General features: G+C 50.5%; 14 protein-coding genes. 12 read left to right on the forward strand and 2 right to left on the reverse strand.

The window, feature by feature from the left end:
* The first annotated feature begins 1,103 nt into the window (after positions 1-1,103).
* The 3 genes from F456_RS23950 to F456_RS0106675 all read left to right on the forward strand — a co-directional run bounded on the left by F456_RS23950 (position 1,104) and on the right by F456_RS0106675 (position 5,099).
* The gene (locus F456_RS23950) at positions 1,104-1,673 is read left to right on the forward strand and encodes a GNAT family N-acetyltransferase (RefSeq protein ID WP_018976229.1); all 570 of its coding nucleotides are present in this window, start codon (positions 1,104-1,106) and stop codon (positions 1,671-1,673) included.
* 229 nt (positions 1,674-1,902) lie between these two features.
* Positions 1,903-2,502 (forward strand): biliverdin-producing heme oxygenase, encoded by a 600-nt coding sequence (locus F456_RS0106670; protein ID WP_018976230.1) that lies wholly within the window; start codon positions 1,903-1,905, stop codon positions 2,500-2,502.
* A gap of 44 nt (positions 2,503-2,546) precedes the next feature.
* The gene (locus F456_RS0106675; protein ID WP_018976231.1) at positions 2,547-5,099 is read left to right on the forward strand and encodes a diguanylate cyclase domain-containing protein; all 2,553 of its coding nucleotides are present in this window, start codon (positions 2,547-2,549) and stop codon (positions 5,097-5,099) included.
* Between the two features lie 149 nt (positions 5,100-5,248).
* Here the strand turns inward: F456_RS0106675 and F456_RS0106680 are convergent, their stop codons facing one another.
* Positions 5,249-6,436, reverse strand: a complete 1,188-nt coding sequence (locus F456_RS0106680) for a cytochrome P450 family protein (RefSeq protein WP_018976232.1) — start codon at positions 6,434-6,436, stop codon at positions 5,249-5,251.
* A gap of 194 nt (positions 6,437-6,630) precedes the next feature.
* On the opposite strand from F456_RS0106680, the gene F456_RS0106685 reads away from it, so the two are divergent.
* From F456_RS0106685 to F456_RS21960, 7 genes are all read left to right on the forward strand, one after another.
* On the forward strand, positions 6,631-7,095 hold the full coding sequence (locus F456_RS0106685; RefSeq protein ID WP_018976233.1) for a DinB family protein: 465 nt from the start codon (positions 6,631-6,633) through the stop codon (positions 7,093-7,095).
* A gap of 49 nt (positions 7,096-7,144) precedes the next feature.
* Positions 7,145-8,113, forward strand: coding sequence for an alpha/beta hydrolase (locus tag F456_RS0106690; RefSeq protein ID WP_018976234.1), 969 nt, complete (start codon positions 7,145-7,147; stop codon positions 8,111-8,113).
* A gap of 235 nt (positions 8,114-8,348) precedes the next feature.
* Positions 8,349-8,807: a DMT family transporter gene (locus F456_RS0106695; RefSeq protein WP_051086705.1), complete on the forward strand. Its 459-nt coding sequence runs from the start codon at positions 8,349-8,351 to the stop codon at positions 8,805-8,807.
* Between the two features lie 80 nt (positions 8,808-8,887).
* A complete protein-coding gene (locus F456_RS0106700; RefSeq protein WP_018976236.1) occupies positions 8,888-9,589 on the forward strand; it encodes a Crp/Fnr family transcriptional regulator in 702 nt (233 codons plus the stop codon).
* Positions 9,590-9,642: 53 nt separating this feature from the next.
* Positions 9,643-10,137 (forward strand): DMT family transporter, encoded by a 495-nt coding sequence (locus tag F456_RS0106705; RefSeq protein WP_018976237.1) that lies wholly within the window; start codon positions 9,643-9,645, stop codon positions 10,135-10,137.
* 50 nt (positions 10,138-10,187) lie between these two features.
* Entirely contained in the window at positions 10,188-10,664 is a 477-nt protein-coding gene (locus tag F456_RS0106710; protein ID WP_018976238.1) for an NUDIX hydrolase, read from the forward strand.
* A 247-nt stretch (positions 10,665-10,911) separates the two neighbouring features.
* Positions 10,912-12,663: an aminotransferase class I/II-fold pyridoxal phosphate-dependent enzyme gene (locus tag F456_RS21960; protein ID WP_018976239.1), complete on the forward strand. Its 1,752-nt coding sequence runs from the start codon at positions 10,912-10,914 to the stop codon at positions 12,661-12,663.
* 183 nt (positions 12,664-12,846) lie between these two features.
* Here the strand turns inward: F456_RS21960 and F456_RS0106720 are convergent, their stop codons facing one another.
* Positions 12,847-13,731 carry an AraC family transcriptional regulator gene (locus tag F456_RS0106720; protein ID WP_018976240.1) on the reverse strand — a complete coding sequence of 295 codons (885 nt, stop codon included), beginning with the start codon at positions 13,729-13,731 and terminating at the stop codon, positions 12,847-12,849.
* Between the two features lie 116 nt (positions 13,732-13,847).
* On the opposite strand from F456_RS0106720, the gene F456_RS0106725 reads away from it, so the two are divergent.
* Together F456_RS0106725 and F456_RS0106730 are read left to right on the forward strand one after the other, a co-directional pair.
* Entirely contained in the window at positions 13,848-14,879 is a 1,032-nt protein-coding gene (locus tag F456_RS0106725; protein WP_026293700.1) for a quercetin 2,3-dioxygenase, read from the forward strand.
* A 9-nt stretch (positions 14,880-14,888) separates the two neighbouring features.
* On the forward strand, positions 14,889-16,235 hold the full coding sequence (locus tag F456_RS0106730; RefSeq protein ID WP_018976242.1) for an MFS transporter: 1,347 nt from the start codon (positions 14,889-14,891) through the stop codon (positions 16,233-16,235).
* The last annotated feature ends 94 nt before the right edge of the window (positions 16,236-16,329 follow it).

Consider the following 16,329-nt stretch of genomic DNA (forward strand, 5'->3'; position numbering starts at 1 on the left):
TTCCTCTGAACAATAGTTTCCCTTTGGTTTGACACCCTGAGTCTCCGCATGAGGCGTCTTCTGGATCTTCTTGTCCAGTGTGCGAAAACTACGGTCTGCCTGCCTAACCTATTGCATTGGAATCATGCTCCTCTCTTGCAAGGTTTGTTTCCCCGCTCGAATTCGCTTTTTCCTTCTACAATGGTCTTTTTCAATGTTTCACCTTCACTTTTTCAATTTTACCATGATACTTCTTTTCGATAATGCTTTTTTACCAAAATACTTTTTTCCATAATGCTTCTTTACCATAACGCCTTTAATACCTTTTAATGGGTGACTCTGAGTTTCCCACATACCTGATTCCACAGAAAGTGCTGTCACGAACGCTTTCTGAACGTGAAACCACTCAGTATGCTTCGCTGACCCGTTTCATCGGAATCTCCTCCTTGTTGCGGAACTCGTTCCGCTGTCGGCGTTTTCCGGTTATCCAAGGTTCAATCTTCTGAGTTCCCCGCGTATCCTCGATCTCACGAAAAACGTTGTCACATCCGTTTTTCATGCGTGAAAATCGGTCATTGATACGCTTCGCTTACCTGTTTCATCGGAATCCTGCTCCCTTCGAACAATGATAAGATACGAACATCTTCATTCATTTTCATTCGAGCGGTCTTCAATCTTCCGAGTTGACAGCTTACCTTTTTCTTTTCAATGGTCTACGGTGAGTAATTGAGTTCCCGCATACCTCGTACTCCGAAAGACGTTTTCACGTTCGTCTTTCATCAAATAAGAGCCCGGCCGATATGCTTCGCTTACCCTAGTCCATTGGACTTGTCCCTCCTTTACGGATGATGGAAAGTCTATAGAGTGGCACCTGCGGCTGCTTTTGTGTGAAGCTTTGAAGCATCGCTGGTGTTGTTAATATATTAACCTCAGCCTTAGAAAAGTAAAACGTCTGTAAAATCTTCTCGAAGTTTGTAAAACGAGCTGTGGTGAACTTAGCTCATTCGATCTTCATCAGACGTGGAATTACCCTTTATTTTTCGTTATTCCTCGATTTCGGGAGCAAGTGAGGTCTATATTCGCTGTGAAATTGGGTAATAAGCGACAAAGGAGGCGGAAAAGAAATGGCTATGTTAAAAACGATCAAAAACAGTATCAGCGACTCAAAGGAAGCGATGGACGGAATTAAACAATCCATGAACAGCGTCAAGGAAGAAGTAGATACGCTAAAGGGGAATTTGGCACAGGTTCAGGAACAGATGAAAGAAAAGCCAGCTAAATTTAAAGCTTCGCTTTCCTATCTGAAGCTTGGAATTGCAGATGCAAAATCGACCGTAGAAGAAACCAAACAAGGAGTATCGGAAGTGAAAGACGCAGGCAAGGATAGAGAGCCGGCTGGTTCCCTGATTGCAGGTGCAGAATTCATCCGCGAACCCCACGGTTTCAAATTGAAGCGCGCAGGTGAGAACATTGGCGAAATCACTTATGCCGAGGGACCGGACCCAGACATTTGGATGGCCAATCATACGTATGTGGAACCCGATTATCGGGGAGGCAGTGTAGCCAAACTTCTACTTGACCGCCTGGTTGAAGAAGCGCGCATGGAAGGCAAACAAATTTTCCCGGTCTGTTCGTATGTACGGGCCCAATTCAAAAGGGATCCTGACTATCGCGATGTATGGCACGAATATTGAACAGCGGCATACTGCGGACCGAAACGACAAAAAGTCGTCTTGGTCCGCACTTTTTTTTGTTAAGGAAATCAGTTATTCTTAGTATAGAAACATTTGTGAACAAGAAAATTTTTCGTAAGTCGTATTAGGCGCATCGTTTGATATTCAATAAAAGAGTTCGTGCGAAGCGCGGCGGCAGAATGTCCGCCGCGTCGTTTTTTAGGCACGTCCCAAGGAGAGAAGAAACCCGATGACCGCAACTATTTTAGAACGGCTGCGAAACGAAAGCGCACCTTATCACGATCGTGTGGAATCCAATCCTTACGCTTCAGCCATTATGGATGGAACAATCAGTCTGGAAGCCTACAGACGTTATCTGGAACTGTTCTATGGATTTATTATGCCGCTCGAAAGAAAAGCCGAAGCTTCACCGGCATTAGCCGCTTCCAGATATGATCTTGAAACCAGAAGGAAAACGCCTATGCTGGAAAAGGATTTGAGCGAATTAGGCATGTCTTCTGAAGAAATAAACGGGCTTCCGCTTTGCGAAGAACTGCCTGATCTGTCGAGTCCTGAAAAACTTCTCGGCTGCTTTTACGTCATTGAAGGATCAACAATGGGTGGTCAAATGATTACCAAAAAGCTGTCTCAAACTTTGCAGATGAATCCGGAAAGTGGCCTTGCCTACTTCAACGCATATGGTTCGGATACGCGTACCCGCTGGTCTTCTTTCCGAGAGCGGCTTATGGAAGCCGGTACAGGCGAAGCGCAGCAGGACGAAATGACCAAATCGGCCATTTCGACTTTTGAAATGCTGGAACGCTGGCTTGAATCGGAATCAATTCGTTAATTTCATACTTTAAAACTATAATATAGGAGGAATTCTACCCAGTTATGCCCAATACCAACTTGACTTCCGAAAATGAGGCCTTGAATCGTTCGCTGGTTACCAGCGGTGATTACGTTACGGACGAGCCGATCGACTTAACGAACTGCGAAAAAGAACCCATCCATATTCCCGGGATGATTCAACCTAACGGAGTGCTTCTGGCAGCGCGGAGAACCCCAACCGGAAAAATTGTTCAATGCAGTCGTAACACCGACAGCTTTCTTGGCCGCACGCCGGAAGAACTTCTCGGCACCCCACTTGCCGATCTGATCGGCAGCGAGGTGATGATGGATCTCGTCAAACGGGATCTGAATGCTGCTGCTTCCTCCGACCTTCAATATTTGAAAATTCAAATCGAAGTGGACGGGATGCCTGTACATTTCACAGCCGTTGCTCATGAAAGTGAAGGACTGCTTATTCTGGAGCTTGAATACGAATCTGAAGAAAAGGACAGTGAAGACGACTTTCGTTGGATTCGTACTTTCTTTGTGAAGCTTAAGCAAAGCGCCAATCGGTATACGGCCAGTCAAATGGCAGCCGAACAAGTCAAGGAAATTCTCGGGTATGACCGAGTAATGATCTATGAATTCGACAAAGAATGGAACGGCAAAGTGATTGCGGAAGCGAAAGAGGCGAATTTGGAAGCGTTTCTCGGTCACCATTATCCGGCATCCGATATTCCCAAGCAGGCACGCGAACTGTATCTGCGCAACTGGTTAAGAACAATTGTGGATGTCGATTATACGCCGGTCGAGATCATTCCGACGGTTCAGCCGCTGACCGGTAGACCTCTCAATCTCAGCTTGTCTGTGCTGCGCAGTGTCTCGCCTATGCATATTGAATATTTAAAAAATATGGGCGTTTGCGCAACCGTGACGATTTCACTGATTCATGACGGCAAGCTGTGGGGCATGATTACCTGCCACCATTACTCGCCGAAATACGTCTCGCACCGGATTCGCAATCTATGCAACTTCCTCGGCGCATTCTTCTCCAACGAGCTGTATCAGCGTCAGCAGCTTGACAATTATCAGTCCGAGCTGCGACTGCGGAGCGAAGCGTCGAAAATTGCCAAGATCTTTACAGGCAACTCCAGTCCGTTTCATGTGACGGAAGAGCTGTATGCGTCCGAAGAACGTCTGCTGCAGATGATGAGCGCGTCCGGAGCTGCTGTCAGCTATAACGATAAGCTGCTGCTTCTGGGAGATACTCCCACGCCTCAACAAGTACGTGAACTGGCCGGATGGATGAGCGGTAAGGTACACAATTATACGTATCAGACGTCGAGATTGAGTCTAGAATTCCCGGCTGCCGCAGCATATAAAGAGAAGGCTTCCGGCGCCCTGTACGTCGCCATGTCTCCGGGTCAACAAAACTATATGATCTGGTTCAGGCCGGAGATCCTGCAGTTCGTGGATTGGGCCGGCGATCCGGCCAAAGCGGTTATTCAGGAAGACGACGGTATTCGTTTGTCTCCGCGCAAATCGTTCGAGAAATGGCGTGAAGTCGTTCAGTCGACCGCGCTGGATTGGAAGCCGGAAGAGTTGAACGCCGTATTTGAACTTCGTGCGGTCGTTGATACTCAGACTAAAAATGAGCTGCAGCGGGCGGAAGAGCAGGCGCTGCAAAACTCGCGTATGCTGCGACAGAATGAACAGCGCTATTTGCAGCTTATGGAGTTTTCTCCGGTCGCTTTCTTGACCATTACGGATCGGCGTATTGTATACTGCAACGAACAAGCGGCGAAGCTGCTGGGAGAAACCGACAAGGAAGAGCTGCTTCATCGGGATGTCCTCCCGTTCATTTTGGAAGAATCGCGTGAGCCGATGCGCAAGCTCCTGCAGCAGTTGGAGAGCGACGCATCTGCATTCGTGTCCGGAAACCAGGCGTTCTTAAGCGTCAAATGCGAGCCGCTTCAGCTTGATGTTACTTTGGCCGCCGTATCGCACAGCGGTCGCCCTTCCGTTATGCTGATTGCACGGAAAATGGCCGAAACGGATGAGCAGCGGACGGAGTATACAAGTATTACCGATCAGCTCAGCAATTATATGGCGACCGATCCGCTTACCGATCTTCCAAACCGGAGAAGCTTTGAAGAGCTTCTTGAAGAGGACTGGATGAGGGCTGCAGACTCCGGCGGGGCACCAATTGCTCTACTCGAAATCGATATCGACGATTTCCGTGCCTACAACGCGGTACATGGCCTGCAGGGCGGAGATTTGTGCATCCAAAACGTTGCACAGGTATTAGATCTGTTCGGACGCCAGTATAAAGCGAAAGTATCCCGAATGGGCGGAGGTACGTTTATGCTGCGTATGGACGGCGAACATGCCGGCCGGGCCAAAGAGTTGGCTGAACAGCTTCGCCAAGGCATTCTTGGACTGCAGATGAGCCGCGACGAAGGAGTGGAAGGCGAAGATTACGTTACGGTTAGTATCGGCGGAGCCGTTATGCAGCCGGGCCCGGATTGCCGTTTTACCCACTTCATTGCCCAGGCTGACCGGGCGCTGATGAAAGCGAAACGCGAAGGGAAAAATCGCGTCGTCTTTATGGAATAAATTTTATATGAAATGAATAGCTGTAACATGGATCTTTAGGGTTACGGCAAGGATCTTGATTAAATAGCGAATACGGAGATTCTATTCAAAAAAGCCTTCTGGCATTTGCCGGAAGGCTTTTCGTTTTCAAAGCTATAATAATCTCGAGGTTACAGCGACAGCGGAATTTCCTTGACCCCGCGGACAATCATGCCGGGCCGCCATTCAAGTTTGCCGGCGTCTTCGCGCAGACGAATATTCGGGAAGCGGCGCAGCAGCGTGTTGACGGCAATTTCCCCTTCCAGCCGGGCGAGCGGAGCGCCGAGGCACATATGAATACCGTGGCCGAAGGCCAGATGTCGGCTGCGCTCGCGGGTAATATCAAACAGATCCGGGTCGTCAAACTGACTGCCATCCCGATCGGCGGAATCCAGCGCGACGACGACCAAGTCGCCGCGTTTCATGGAATGCCCCCTGAATTCCAGATCTTCGCCGGCCCATCTGGAGGTGCTGAACTCTACCGGTCCGTTGTAACGCAGCATTTCTTCGATCGCCCCTTTGATCAAGTCCGGATTATCGCGCAGCATGTGCAGCTGTTCAGGATGCTGCAGCAGCGAAATGATACCATTGCCAATCAGATTGACCGTTGTCTCGTGTCCGGCAATGATCAGCAGTGAAACGACTCCGTAAATTTCCTGTTCCGACAGCCGTTCGCCGGCTTCTTCAGCAGCGATCAGTTGGCTGATCAGGTCGTCACCGGGCTCGCGCCGAACTTTCTCGAACCAAGTACCAAGATAAGCCGTGAATTCCTGCATATGCTGATATACCTCGGAGCTGCCTTCAGAGTTTGAAGCTCCGATAATGGAGTTTGACCAAATGCGGAATTTGTCTTGATCCGAAGTAGGCACGCCGAGTATTTCACTGATCACAATAATCGGAAGGGGAAACGCATAGTCATCGATCAGTTCGATATGTTCGCGTCCTTCCACAGCATCCAGCAGTTTGTCGGCAATCTGCTGAATGTGTTCGCGCATACCTTCAATCAGCTTGGGCGTAAAGGCTTGTTGAACAAGCCCTCGCAGTCTGCGGTGATCCGGCGGATCAGAAAACAGCATGTTGCTCGTAAAAATGCTTTGCCCTGTGCTTCCGTAAATTTTGGTCATATCTTTGATAAATCGATTGTCTTTCAATACTTCGACAGCGTCCTCGTATCGGGTAATCATCCAGCCGAATTGACCATCGGGAAACATCAGTTTGGCAATCGGCTCTTCTTCTCTCAATCGGGCATAGACCGGATAAGGATTCTGACTGAATTCCCGTGTGAACAGGGCATTTTTTGGAGATTCGTTTGCGCTCAAGCGAAAAGCTCCTCTCAAATTCAAATAGAGACTCTATTTACCATTTATTCAACCAGAGGACAATTGAAACAGCCGCAGTGCGCGTTGCTCGTCCGAAAGAGGAAGTTGTATACTGAAGAAGTGAGTTTATCAAAAATAAATAGCATGACCGTAAGCCTCGTTAAAGGCTTCGCCATGCGGTATGGAGGGCAATCATGACGGAAGCTTTCGTATTTAAACTGATGGACAGAGCACAGGCCAGTATTCTGAAGTATTTGGAAGATGTACCGGAAGAAGCAAGAAAAACGATTCCGGAAGGATTCAACAACAATCTTCACTGGCAGTTAGGTCATATTCTGGCGATCAGCGACCGTGTCGTGAACACTTTCTCCGGACGAGAGTTGGTTTTCCCCGAGACCTATGCAGTCTATTTTGCAGCGAGAACCAAGCCGGCCGAATGGCAGGGCGAGCCGCCGGCGTGGGACGAACTGATCGGTGAACTGGAGCAGCTGCCGGCGCGGTTCCGTGAAGCTTATGCCGATAAGTTGGACGAGCCGCTCGCCAACCTAGACAATTTTGCTAAAGCGGAAACGCTCGGCGATCTGTTGACATTAAACGTGGCACATATGAATCAGCATATGGGAATCATCAATGCTTTGACGCGTATTACACGCCGTTAAGCTGCCTGCTGCTTCTGCAGGACCCCCGACCAAAAAGGAGAGATTTCGTATGAAAACATCCAAAGCCCTTCTGACAGCGCTCAGCGTGGCTGCTATTCCGGCTGCCGCTGTCGTCGCAGGAAGCTTTTATTTCTACAAATTGGCTGTGGCGCGTGCACCCAAAAATTTTCTGGATTCCGATCCCGGTCTGCAGCCGAACCCTGATGTGCAGACCGAAACGACTTCCAGCCGCGAATGGTGGGACACTCGGGACTTTGAAGATCGAACTCTGCTCTCGGGAGACGGCTTGAAGCTGCATGCCTATTATTTGCCGGCCAAGCGGCAGACGGCACAAACGGCTATTCTTGCCCACGGATATTCCGGGGATGCTTCGATCATGAGCGGAGTAGCCAAGTTCTATCACGAAGATCTCGGCATGAATATCCTGTTACCCGATGCGAGGGGACATGGACGCAGTGAAGGGACTTATATCGGCTATGGTTGGCCTGAGCGCATCGACTATCTGGGCTGGATTCGGCAGATCATTGCACAGGACGGAGCACAAGCCGAAATTGTGCTGCACGGCATTTCGATGGGAGGAGCGACCGTCATGATGACGAGCGGGGAAGATCTTCCTCCGCACGTCAAAGCAATCGTCGAAGACTGCGGTTACACGTCGGTCCGCGATGAATTAGCCTACCAGATGAAGCGGATGTACCGAATTCCTACTTTCCCAATGCTTCCGGCAACCGAGGCATTGACTCGAGTCAAAGCCGGATACTCGTTTACAGAAGCTTCTGCGCTTAATCAAGTGCGCCGCTGCCGGACACCTATGCTGTTTGTCCACGGATCGAACGACGAATTCGTGCCGACATCAATGGTGCACGAGCTGTATGCAGCCTGCCCTGCGGACAAAGAACTGCTGATTGTCGAAGGAGCAGGGCACGGCGATTCGTTTTTGGTCAACAAACCGCTGTATACGCGTAAAGTCAGCGAATTTTTGAGCAATCGTTTGACCTCTGCGGCTGCTGCCGATTGAGGGAATTTCCGTGATTTTGTACAAGCTGATCTTGTTCAGACGATTTTTTACAGGATCGGATCCATACAGTCAAGTTCGAATTCATACAGCCAAGTAAGAAAGCTTTTTTCCGTTCTCGAACGGGAAAAAGCTTTTTTTATGTAAATATTAAAATTTGGGACATATGTCCTTCACGGCTTGCGTCTCTCTGTACGTATAATAGAAAAAGAATTCGGCGAAGCTTTTTTGAAAAGAAATGCCGAAACAGGAAACGGAGGCAAAGACAGTGTTTAGAGGCATATTATTTGCTTTTATAGGCGGCGCTTGCATTACACTGCAAGGTGTTGCCAACTCCCGGATCAGTCACGATATTGGGACTTGGCAGGCGGCGACGGTTACGCAGTTTACGGGCTTCATTATGGCGCTGCTGATCTATTTATTCGTGCGGGACGGCGATCTTGGCGGATTTCGCAAAGTCAAACCGCTGTATTTGGCAGGCGGCGCATTCGGTGCGGTGATCATTTATACCGAGGTAACCGCCATTCAGACGATCGGTGTAACTTTTACCATCTCGGCGCTGCTGATTGCTCAGCTCTGCGTCACGTTCATGATTGATGCTTTCGGTTGGTTCGGCAGAACCAAGAGCAAAATGGGTGCTCCGCAGCTGATCGGGCTGGTAATGATGATCGGCGGCGTGCTGATTATGAAACTATAAACCGTATGAAAAGGCAGATGGAAGCTGGTTCTGCAGATTAGACGGACAAAACGATAGTTGAAGCGAAGGAGCCTTGCGGGATGAGAGAAATCAAGGAACACGATTTGCTGGAAGCCTACTTGTCGCAGCATGGGCTGGAGACCATATTTCATGAACCGCTGCGTCCGCATCTCTCCTTGTATGCCTTCGATCCGGGGGAAGAATTGTGCACGCAAGGCGCACAGGCGGACATGCTGTATGTACTTGTAAAAGGCAAAATCAAAATTTATACGACGTCGCCGGAAGGGCGTACGCTGGTCATTTCGTTCAAGAATCCGCCGGAAGTTGTTGGAGATATTGAGTACCTTCGGGATTTGAACATTATCAATACGGTAGAAGCGGTCTCACCCGTCACGGTAATCGGAATTTCCGGCAAAATGCTGAAGCGCTGGGGAGAAGATCATGCGCCGCTGCTTCGGTTTATGCTGGATATTATTACAAAAAAATTCTATATCAAATCGGACTTCCTCAGTTTTAATCTCATGTATCCGGTGGAAGTTCGGTTGGCGAGTTATCTGCTGTCCGTATGCTATGACGAGAGCGACGCAGGTTTTGAAGGGCGGCTATCCGTATCGGAGCTGACCGACACGGCGAATCTGATCGGTACAAGCTATCGACACCTGAACCGCGTGATCCGCAAGCTGTCGGAAGAAGGAATGGTCGAACGGAGCGGGGGCTATTTGCATGTACGGGATCGCACACATCTTGAGCAGCTGGCCGGCAGGAATTTGTATGAGCATTGAAAGAGATTCGAAAGATTTTAAAAATGAAAATCGAACAATGAGGAGGGAATAACATGGCGTTGGGATTGCTGCTGGCAGCTTTTGCGGGGGCGATGGTCGCTCTGCAAACGATATTCAACAACCGTACCGATGTGCATATGGGTTCCTGGGCGACAACAACTTGGGTGCTCGGAATGGGATTTCTGGCTTCGCTGGTCTGCAGTTTGATCTTTGAAGGAGGACGTACGTTTAACCTTCAACATATGCAGCCCTGGTACTGGTTCAGCGGATTGATCGGCGTAGGTGTCGTCATTTGTCTAGTGTTGGGCGTCAAAATTTTGGGTCCTACGTTTTCCGTTTCGATTACGCTGACCGCCCAATTGGGCTTTGCCCTGCTGTTCGATTCGATGGGCTGGCTGGGACTTGAGAAGGTGCCGATGAACTGGAAGCAGTTGGCCGGCGTTGCAGTCATCATCGGCGGTATCTACGTCTTCAAGTTTGGCGGGAAAAAGAAGCAGGAAGAAGTACAGCAGCCTTCTTCTGCACTGAAGAAATCACTGCAGCAATAAGGGCGGCGTGCATGTATGCAGGCGTGCATCAATTGAGGGGAGATACTACTATGAACAATGGAAAAAGTTTGGGAATTAACGAATCGCAGAATGGGCTGCAGCGAAAAACACAAAATCCGCCTTCGTTCCTGATCGACAAAGTGGCCTGGATTCTGGTCCGGGATGGCAAAGTGCTTAACGTGCGTTCCACAGGAAAAAGCACCTATTATTTCCCTGGAGGCAAGCGGGAGCCGGGAGAAAGCGATATTGAAACGCTGGCACGCGAGATCGAAGAAGAGCTAAGCGTTCGAATCAAGCGAGAGACGGCCAAGCCATTCGGCGTTTTTGAAGCCCAGGCCGATGGCAAAGAAGCCGGCGTGCGCGTCCGCATGGTCGGTTATACGGCCGAATACGAAGGAGAACTGCTGCCTGCGGCGGAGATCGAGGAGATCGCTTGGCTGGACAACAGCGATCGGGAACGCATTTCGGAAGCCAGTCGCTTGGTATTCGATGTGATCTACGGCAAAGAGCTTTCCGAAAATCGGTAATTTGGAGATTCGGTACGTCAATAATTAAGTGTTTCACTAATTAGATATTTTGGTGATTTTGTTCTCAGTTGGCATGGAAGAGCTGACGAAGAAGCAGATCAAGCGGCGGCCCCTGGGTCAGCCGCTTTTGGCATCTTTAGAGGCTCATAAACCGATGGGGTCTTGCCTTGTCCGGTCATTCCTGTGTATGCTCGATAGAGCGAAGCAAGCATAAAAGACATACAGAGATCGAGGAGGCGTCGAAGGAGTGGAAATTAGAGAGATACGTACTGAAGACAACGCAGCCATCGAGCGCGTCATCCGGGAATGCCTGATCGAGTTCGGAGGCAACCGTGAAGGATTGGCATGGGCAGATCCCGGCCTGAGCGATCTGTACCACGAATACAATGCTCGCGAGGGTGAAAAACCGTATCATAATCGGGCTTATTGGGTCGTACTGGACGGTGGGCGGATTATTGGCGGCTGCGGTATTGCCCCTTACGCGGGTTCGACCGAAGTATGCGAGCTGCAGAAAATGTACTTGTATGGAGAAGCCCGCGGAACGGGAATAGCCGGACGACTGCTTCGCATCGCGCTCGATTTTGCGAAGAAGCATTACCAGAGATGCTATCTGGAGACACTGAGCAGCATGCATGCGGCCAACCGATTTTATCGTAAAAACGGCTTTGTAGAGCTGGATGGGCCGTTGGAGGGATCCGAGCATTTTGCCTGTGATGCCTGGTATATCAAAGATCTGAATGACGATTCGCCCAAAAAGGAGAAACGTTCCTGGAGAGCCGAAAAGCTTGGTTCCATGGGCTCGTCCATCTTCTCCGAAGCAGCGGGATGGAGAGAAGAAGCGGAAAGATCCGGCAAGGACATTATCAATCTCGGAATCGGCGCGCCCGACGAAGCCCCTTCGGCAGCAATTCGAGGAAAGCTGAGCGAAGCGGTCCTGCGCGAGAGTGCCTATAAATATCCCGGTACCCGGGGAACGGCAGAGTTCCGTGGACGCTGTTCCGATTGGATGAGACATCGCTTCGGCGCTGAGATTGACCCGAATACGGAAATCCTGCCGCTGCTCGGTTCGCAGGACGGCTTGGCGCATCTGGCACAGGCGATCTGCAATCCCGGAGACTTGGCTATTCTGCCGAATCCCGGCTATCCAATCTATGCTGGATCGTTGGCTATTGCCGGTGTAACGCCCTGGCTGCTGCCGCTGCGGGAAGAAAATGATTTTCTCCCCGACCTGGATGCCGTTCCGGACGAAGTATGGGAGCAGGCGGTATTTATTCTGCTGAATTTCCCTGGTAATCCGATCGCGGCGCTGACCGATTATCCTTTTCTCGAGAAACTGGTGACATTGGCGAAGAAATGGAACGTGCTGATTGTCCATGACCTCGCTTATTCAGAAATGGGCTTCGACGGTTATCGCCCGCTCAGCATATTTGAAATACCGGGTGCCCTCGATACAGCGGTCGAACTGCATTCATTTTCCAAGAGCTTCAACATGGCAGGCTGCCGTATCGGATTTATGGCCGGAAACGCCGAAGCGGTCGGCGCGCTGCGCGAACTGAAGGGACATATCGACTTTGGGGCGTTCGAGCCGATACAAGAGACCGCTGTATTCGCTCTGGAACAGGCAATGGCGGCTCCTGATGGCGACCGAGGAGTTGCACCGATCTACGAGCGAAGACGTGACGTTTTTGTCGAAGCGCTGGCCGAAGAAGGCTGGCAGGTGCGCAAGCCGGGCGCGACCATGTTTGTCTGGGCACGTCTGCCTGAGAAGCTGCTGATGGACGACTCATGGTCGTCGAAGGCGTTCTCGAGAGAACTTATGCTGAGCGAAGGTATTGGCTCTATTCCAGGCTGCGCTTTCGGAAGCGAGGGGGAAGGCTACGTCCGCTTTTCGCTCGTCCGGGATGAAGCAGCGCTGCGCGAAGCCGCTCGGCGAATTGGAAGATTTGTTCGAGGGATGGTCTCAATCAATACTTCCGGATCTGTTGGTCAGTCCGGCTAACTCATTTTGTTTTCAACGAAAAAAGAAGAGAAAAAGAGAAAATGAAAAAAAGCTCGATGCCTAAGTACGCGCGGCATTGAGCTTTTTTTGCTTGAATTAAGGTGCGTACATAAACGACGAAACGGCTTTGTCTTCGCTAATCTTCCTCCGCACTTCCTTCGCTATGCCCTTTCACAGCTTTGCTCAGTGCTGCTCCTTTCCGCTGCGAAATTCGCTCGGAGTCATACCGCATTTTTCGCGAAACAGCCGGTAAAAGTATTTCATATCCTCGATTCCCACTTCACGAGCGACTTCTTGAATGCTCCAATTGGTACTTTGCAGCAGCTCACAGCTCTGGCGAATACGAATTTCCTGCAGCATGCGTATAAAGGTAAGACCCGTTTCCGCTTTGAACTTCCGTTGGAGATGACGTGGGCTGATCAAAGCCTGGGCAGCCAGTTCTTCGAACGACAGCGGAGACTTGTAGCAGGCTGTCAGATGATCGATTGTCCAGCGTACAGGATCGGCTGCAGGACTGCCGGAATATGCAGGCTGAAGGGGATCGTCCGAAAGATGGGCTGCACGCCGAATTCGCTCCAGCAGATCGATAAGTATAATAAACAATTTGTAGCGGTAGCCGGTCGGCTTATGCCGAAGATTAAGTTCCAATGCATGAAGAACCCGGCCCAGTTCATACGATTGATCCCGAACGGAGAGACATCGGTCGAGACCAAGAAACAGGCGGCTCAGTTCCTCAAGTTCTCCGAAGAGCGGATGATCGCTGCCCGTAGACTTCAACAGATTTTGTTCAAAAATGCAGTTGATCAACCGCAGATTGGAATCGTGGGTATCCGCAGCCTGGAAGCAGTGCTCTTCACCCGCAGGAATGAAGAAGAGATCTCCTCCGCATACCGGCAAAGTACCTTCGTTAAGGATCAGCTCTCCATTCCCATGCAGCACATAAATGATCTCACAAAAAGAATGGGCATGTTTCGGATATTTTTCTAGCACATCAACAGACTCCAGGTGCATGGACAGTCCGTTTTCAAATGCATAATCAATATAAAACGGTTTTTTTTCGTGATTCAAAATGTTCCTCCTTTTTAATGTGTGGGTCGCAATTGCCCAAGGAAAGGCGGGTTTTCCCGTATTTTTAAGAAGATATATTCGTTAAAATTTGAAAGAAATCAGCCAGAGGAGGCACAATTATGACTCAATTTCAAACAACACTGCCAAAAGAATGTAAGGCTTATCTGCTGCGCAGAGGAGACGGTGAACGCTATGTCTTCGGACGCCAAGTCGCTACCATTATTGCCGATGCCGTAAGCAGCGGCGGGGTCTTCGAACTCGCAACGATTGCCGGGGGCAAAGGCGAACAGTTCCCTGTTCACCTGCATGAGAACACATACGAATCGATCCTTGTACTCGAGGGTCGCGTGGAACTGATGCTCGACGGAGATTACTACTTGCTGACAGCCGGCGACTATGCACATATTCCGCCGGGCACGAAGCATGCTTACCGTCTGATGGGACATCGTAACGCCTTCGCTTCCTATACGGTTCCGGGCGGGGTCTCGAACATGTACCGCACGATCGGCGATGCCTACAGTTTTGTAGAACCGCCGGCAGAAGCTCATCCGAATTTCGATGACGGACATCTGGAGCGGGCAGCCCGTACGGCCGACGTTCGATTCACCGGCGAGCAAGTAGAATGGGGAACTGCAATCGCTGCTGATCATGCGAATAACCCGGGCACGGCAGCTCCTTACGTAATTGAAAACGGAGAAGGCGAACGTCTGCTGACAGGCGATCAGCTTCACCGCCTTGTCGCTTCACAGAAAAACACGAACGGCGATTACATCTTTATTCTGTCGGACGGACCGAAAGGTGACCCGATCGTCGAGCATTATCACGAGCATCACACAGAGACATTCTTCTGTCTGCAGGGGCAGATGACGATGTGGGCGAACGGCGAAGAGATCGTTCTGTTCCCAGGCGACTTCCTTCACGTACCGCCAGGAACGGTTCACGCTTACCGGCTGGACACCCATTATACCAAAGTCGCCGGCCTGCTGGCATCCGGGTTGTTCGAGCCGTTCTTCCGTACGCTCGGCGAGCCTTACGAACATTACACCTTCCCTGCAGTTCCGGGACCGCTTCGCATGGATCGCGTTATGGCGAATATGGCAAATCTCGATCTTAACGTGGTAGCCAAATCTCCTCTTGACCGGAAGTAGGGAAGCTGCATGAACACCGCAACAGCCAAAAACAACTCGGGATCGTTCGCCCTGATCGGGGTGCTCGCTTTCGCTATGGTCATTTCCGTCATGAACTCGACCATGTTCAACGTCGCCCTGCCGGTGCTGCGCCAGGAATTTGAACTTTCCTCATCGCAGGTCAGCTGGGTCGTGACGGCTTATATTATCGTCTATGCAATCGGATCGGTTACTTACGGCAAGCTTGCCGATAAATTTGGTCTTAAAAATCTGATTACGTTCGGATTGATTTGTTTTGCCGTCGGATCGCTTGTTGGTATGTTCGCAACCGGATTCGGGATGATTATTGCGGGACGTGTTTTTCAATCGATTGGCGCATCGGTCATCCCGGCTTCTTCGATGCTGATCCCAATTCGCTACGTTTCTACCGAACAGCGGGGCAGAGCACTGGGCATCACTTCGGCGGGTATGGCGCTCGGCACTGCGATCGGCCCGATTGTTGCCGGATTTCTGCTCGGTTTTGCCAGCTGGCGCTTTCTGTTCGCGATCTCGCTGCTTGTGCTGATCGCTCTTCCGTTCTTCCGCAGGTATCTGAAGACGGAACCTTCCATTCCTGGTAAAGCGGATCTTCCCGGCGGCGTTCTGCTGGCCGCAACGATCGCTCTGCTGCTGCTGTCTATCACGGGACGCAGCTGGGGATATGCCGCAGCGACACTGGCTGCGTTCCTGCTGTTCGTCTGGCGCATTCGCCGAGCCAATCAGCCATTCGTTGATCCCGGCATTTTCCGGATCGGTAAATACACGATGGGTCTGATCATTGGCTGTATGGTACTGACACTGAATCTGTGCGTGCCTTACTTGATTCCTCAACTGCTCAGCTCGGTGAACGGACTCAATTCGCTCCAAACGGGCATGGTGATGTTCCCGGGAGCGGTCGTTGCCGCTCTGCTCGGACTTGTAGGCGGACGGATTGCCGATGCGAAGGGCAACATCTTTTTGTTCGCCTGGGCTTTTGCTTTGCAGCTGGCTGGCTATATCGTCCTGTTCTCTTATATTGGTATGGGATCATGGCCGATTGCCCTGCTGCTGATCGTTGTCAATACGGGATTAACGTTCGCCCAGATTACGCTGGCCAATACGGTATCGCGTACGCTCAGTGGACCGCAGACCGGAGTCGGCATGGGCATCTACATGATGTCCAGCTTTATTGCCGGAGCTGTCGGCACATCCGTACTTGGTCTGGTATTGGACGGACGAAGTGGAGATGGAGGAACGTTCGGCAGCATTTTCGGATTTTTTGCAATCTGGATCGCTGCTGCTGCCGTACTGTACTTCGTTACGTTTGGTCGGAAGGCTGCAACGAAAGTATGGGCTTAGCGGGAAAGAAATAGTTTCAAGCTTTTGAAGTTGATCTTGGTAAAAGCGGTTCTCCTATGGGAGAGCCGCTTTTTGATGTGTTTGGAACATTTAC

The organism is Saccharibacillus kuerlensis DSM 22868, from assembly GCF_000378145.1.
GTDB lineage: Bacteria > Bacillota > Bacilli > Paenibacillales > Paenibacillaceae > Saccharibacillus > Saccharibacillus kuerlensis.

Bases quoted from the DNA above. Each gene is read 5' to 3' on its own strand.
- F456_RS0106685 (WP_018976233.1), top strand. From the start codon at position 6,631: ATGACGGAAGCTTTCGTATTTAAACTGATGGACAGAGCACAGGCCAGT.
- F456_RS0106730 (WP_018976242.1), top strand. From the start codon at position 14,889: ATGAACACCGCAACAGCCAAAAACAACTCGGGATCGTTCGCCCTGATC.
- F456_RS0106700 (WP_018976236.1), top strand. From the start codon at position 8,888: ATGAGAGAAATCAAGGAACACGATTTGCTGGAAGCCTACTTGTCGCAG.
- F456_RS0106690 (WP_018976234.1), top strand. From the start codon at position 7,145: ATGAAAACATCCAAAGCCCTTCTGACAGCGCTCAGCGTGGCTGCTATT.
- F456_RS0106675 (WP_018976231.1), top strand. From the start codon at position 2,547: ATGCCCAATACCAACTTGACTTCCGAAAATGAGGCCTTGAATCGTTCG.
- F456_RS23950 (WP_018976229.1), top strand. From the start codon at position 1,104: ATGGCTATGTTAAAAACGATCAAAAACAGTATCAGCGACTCAAAGGAA.
- F456_RS0106695 (WP_051086705.1), top strand. From the start codon at position 8,349: ATGCCGAAACAGGAAACGGAGGCAAAGACAGTGTTTAGAGGCATATTA.
- F456_RS0106670 (WP_018976230.1), top strand. From the start codon at position 1,903: ATGACCGCAACTATTTTAGAACGGCTGCGAAACGAAAGCGCACCTTAT.
- F456_RS0106710 (WP_018976238.1), top strand. From the start codon at position 10,188: ATGAACAATGGAAAAAGTTTGGGAATTAACGAATCGCAGAATGGGCTG.
- F456_RS0106705 (WP_018976237.1), top strand. From the start codon at position 9,643: ATGGCGTTGGGATTGCTGCTGGCAGCTTTTGCGGGGGCGATGGTCGCT.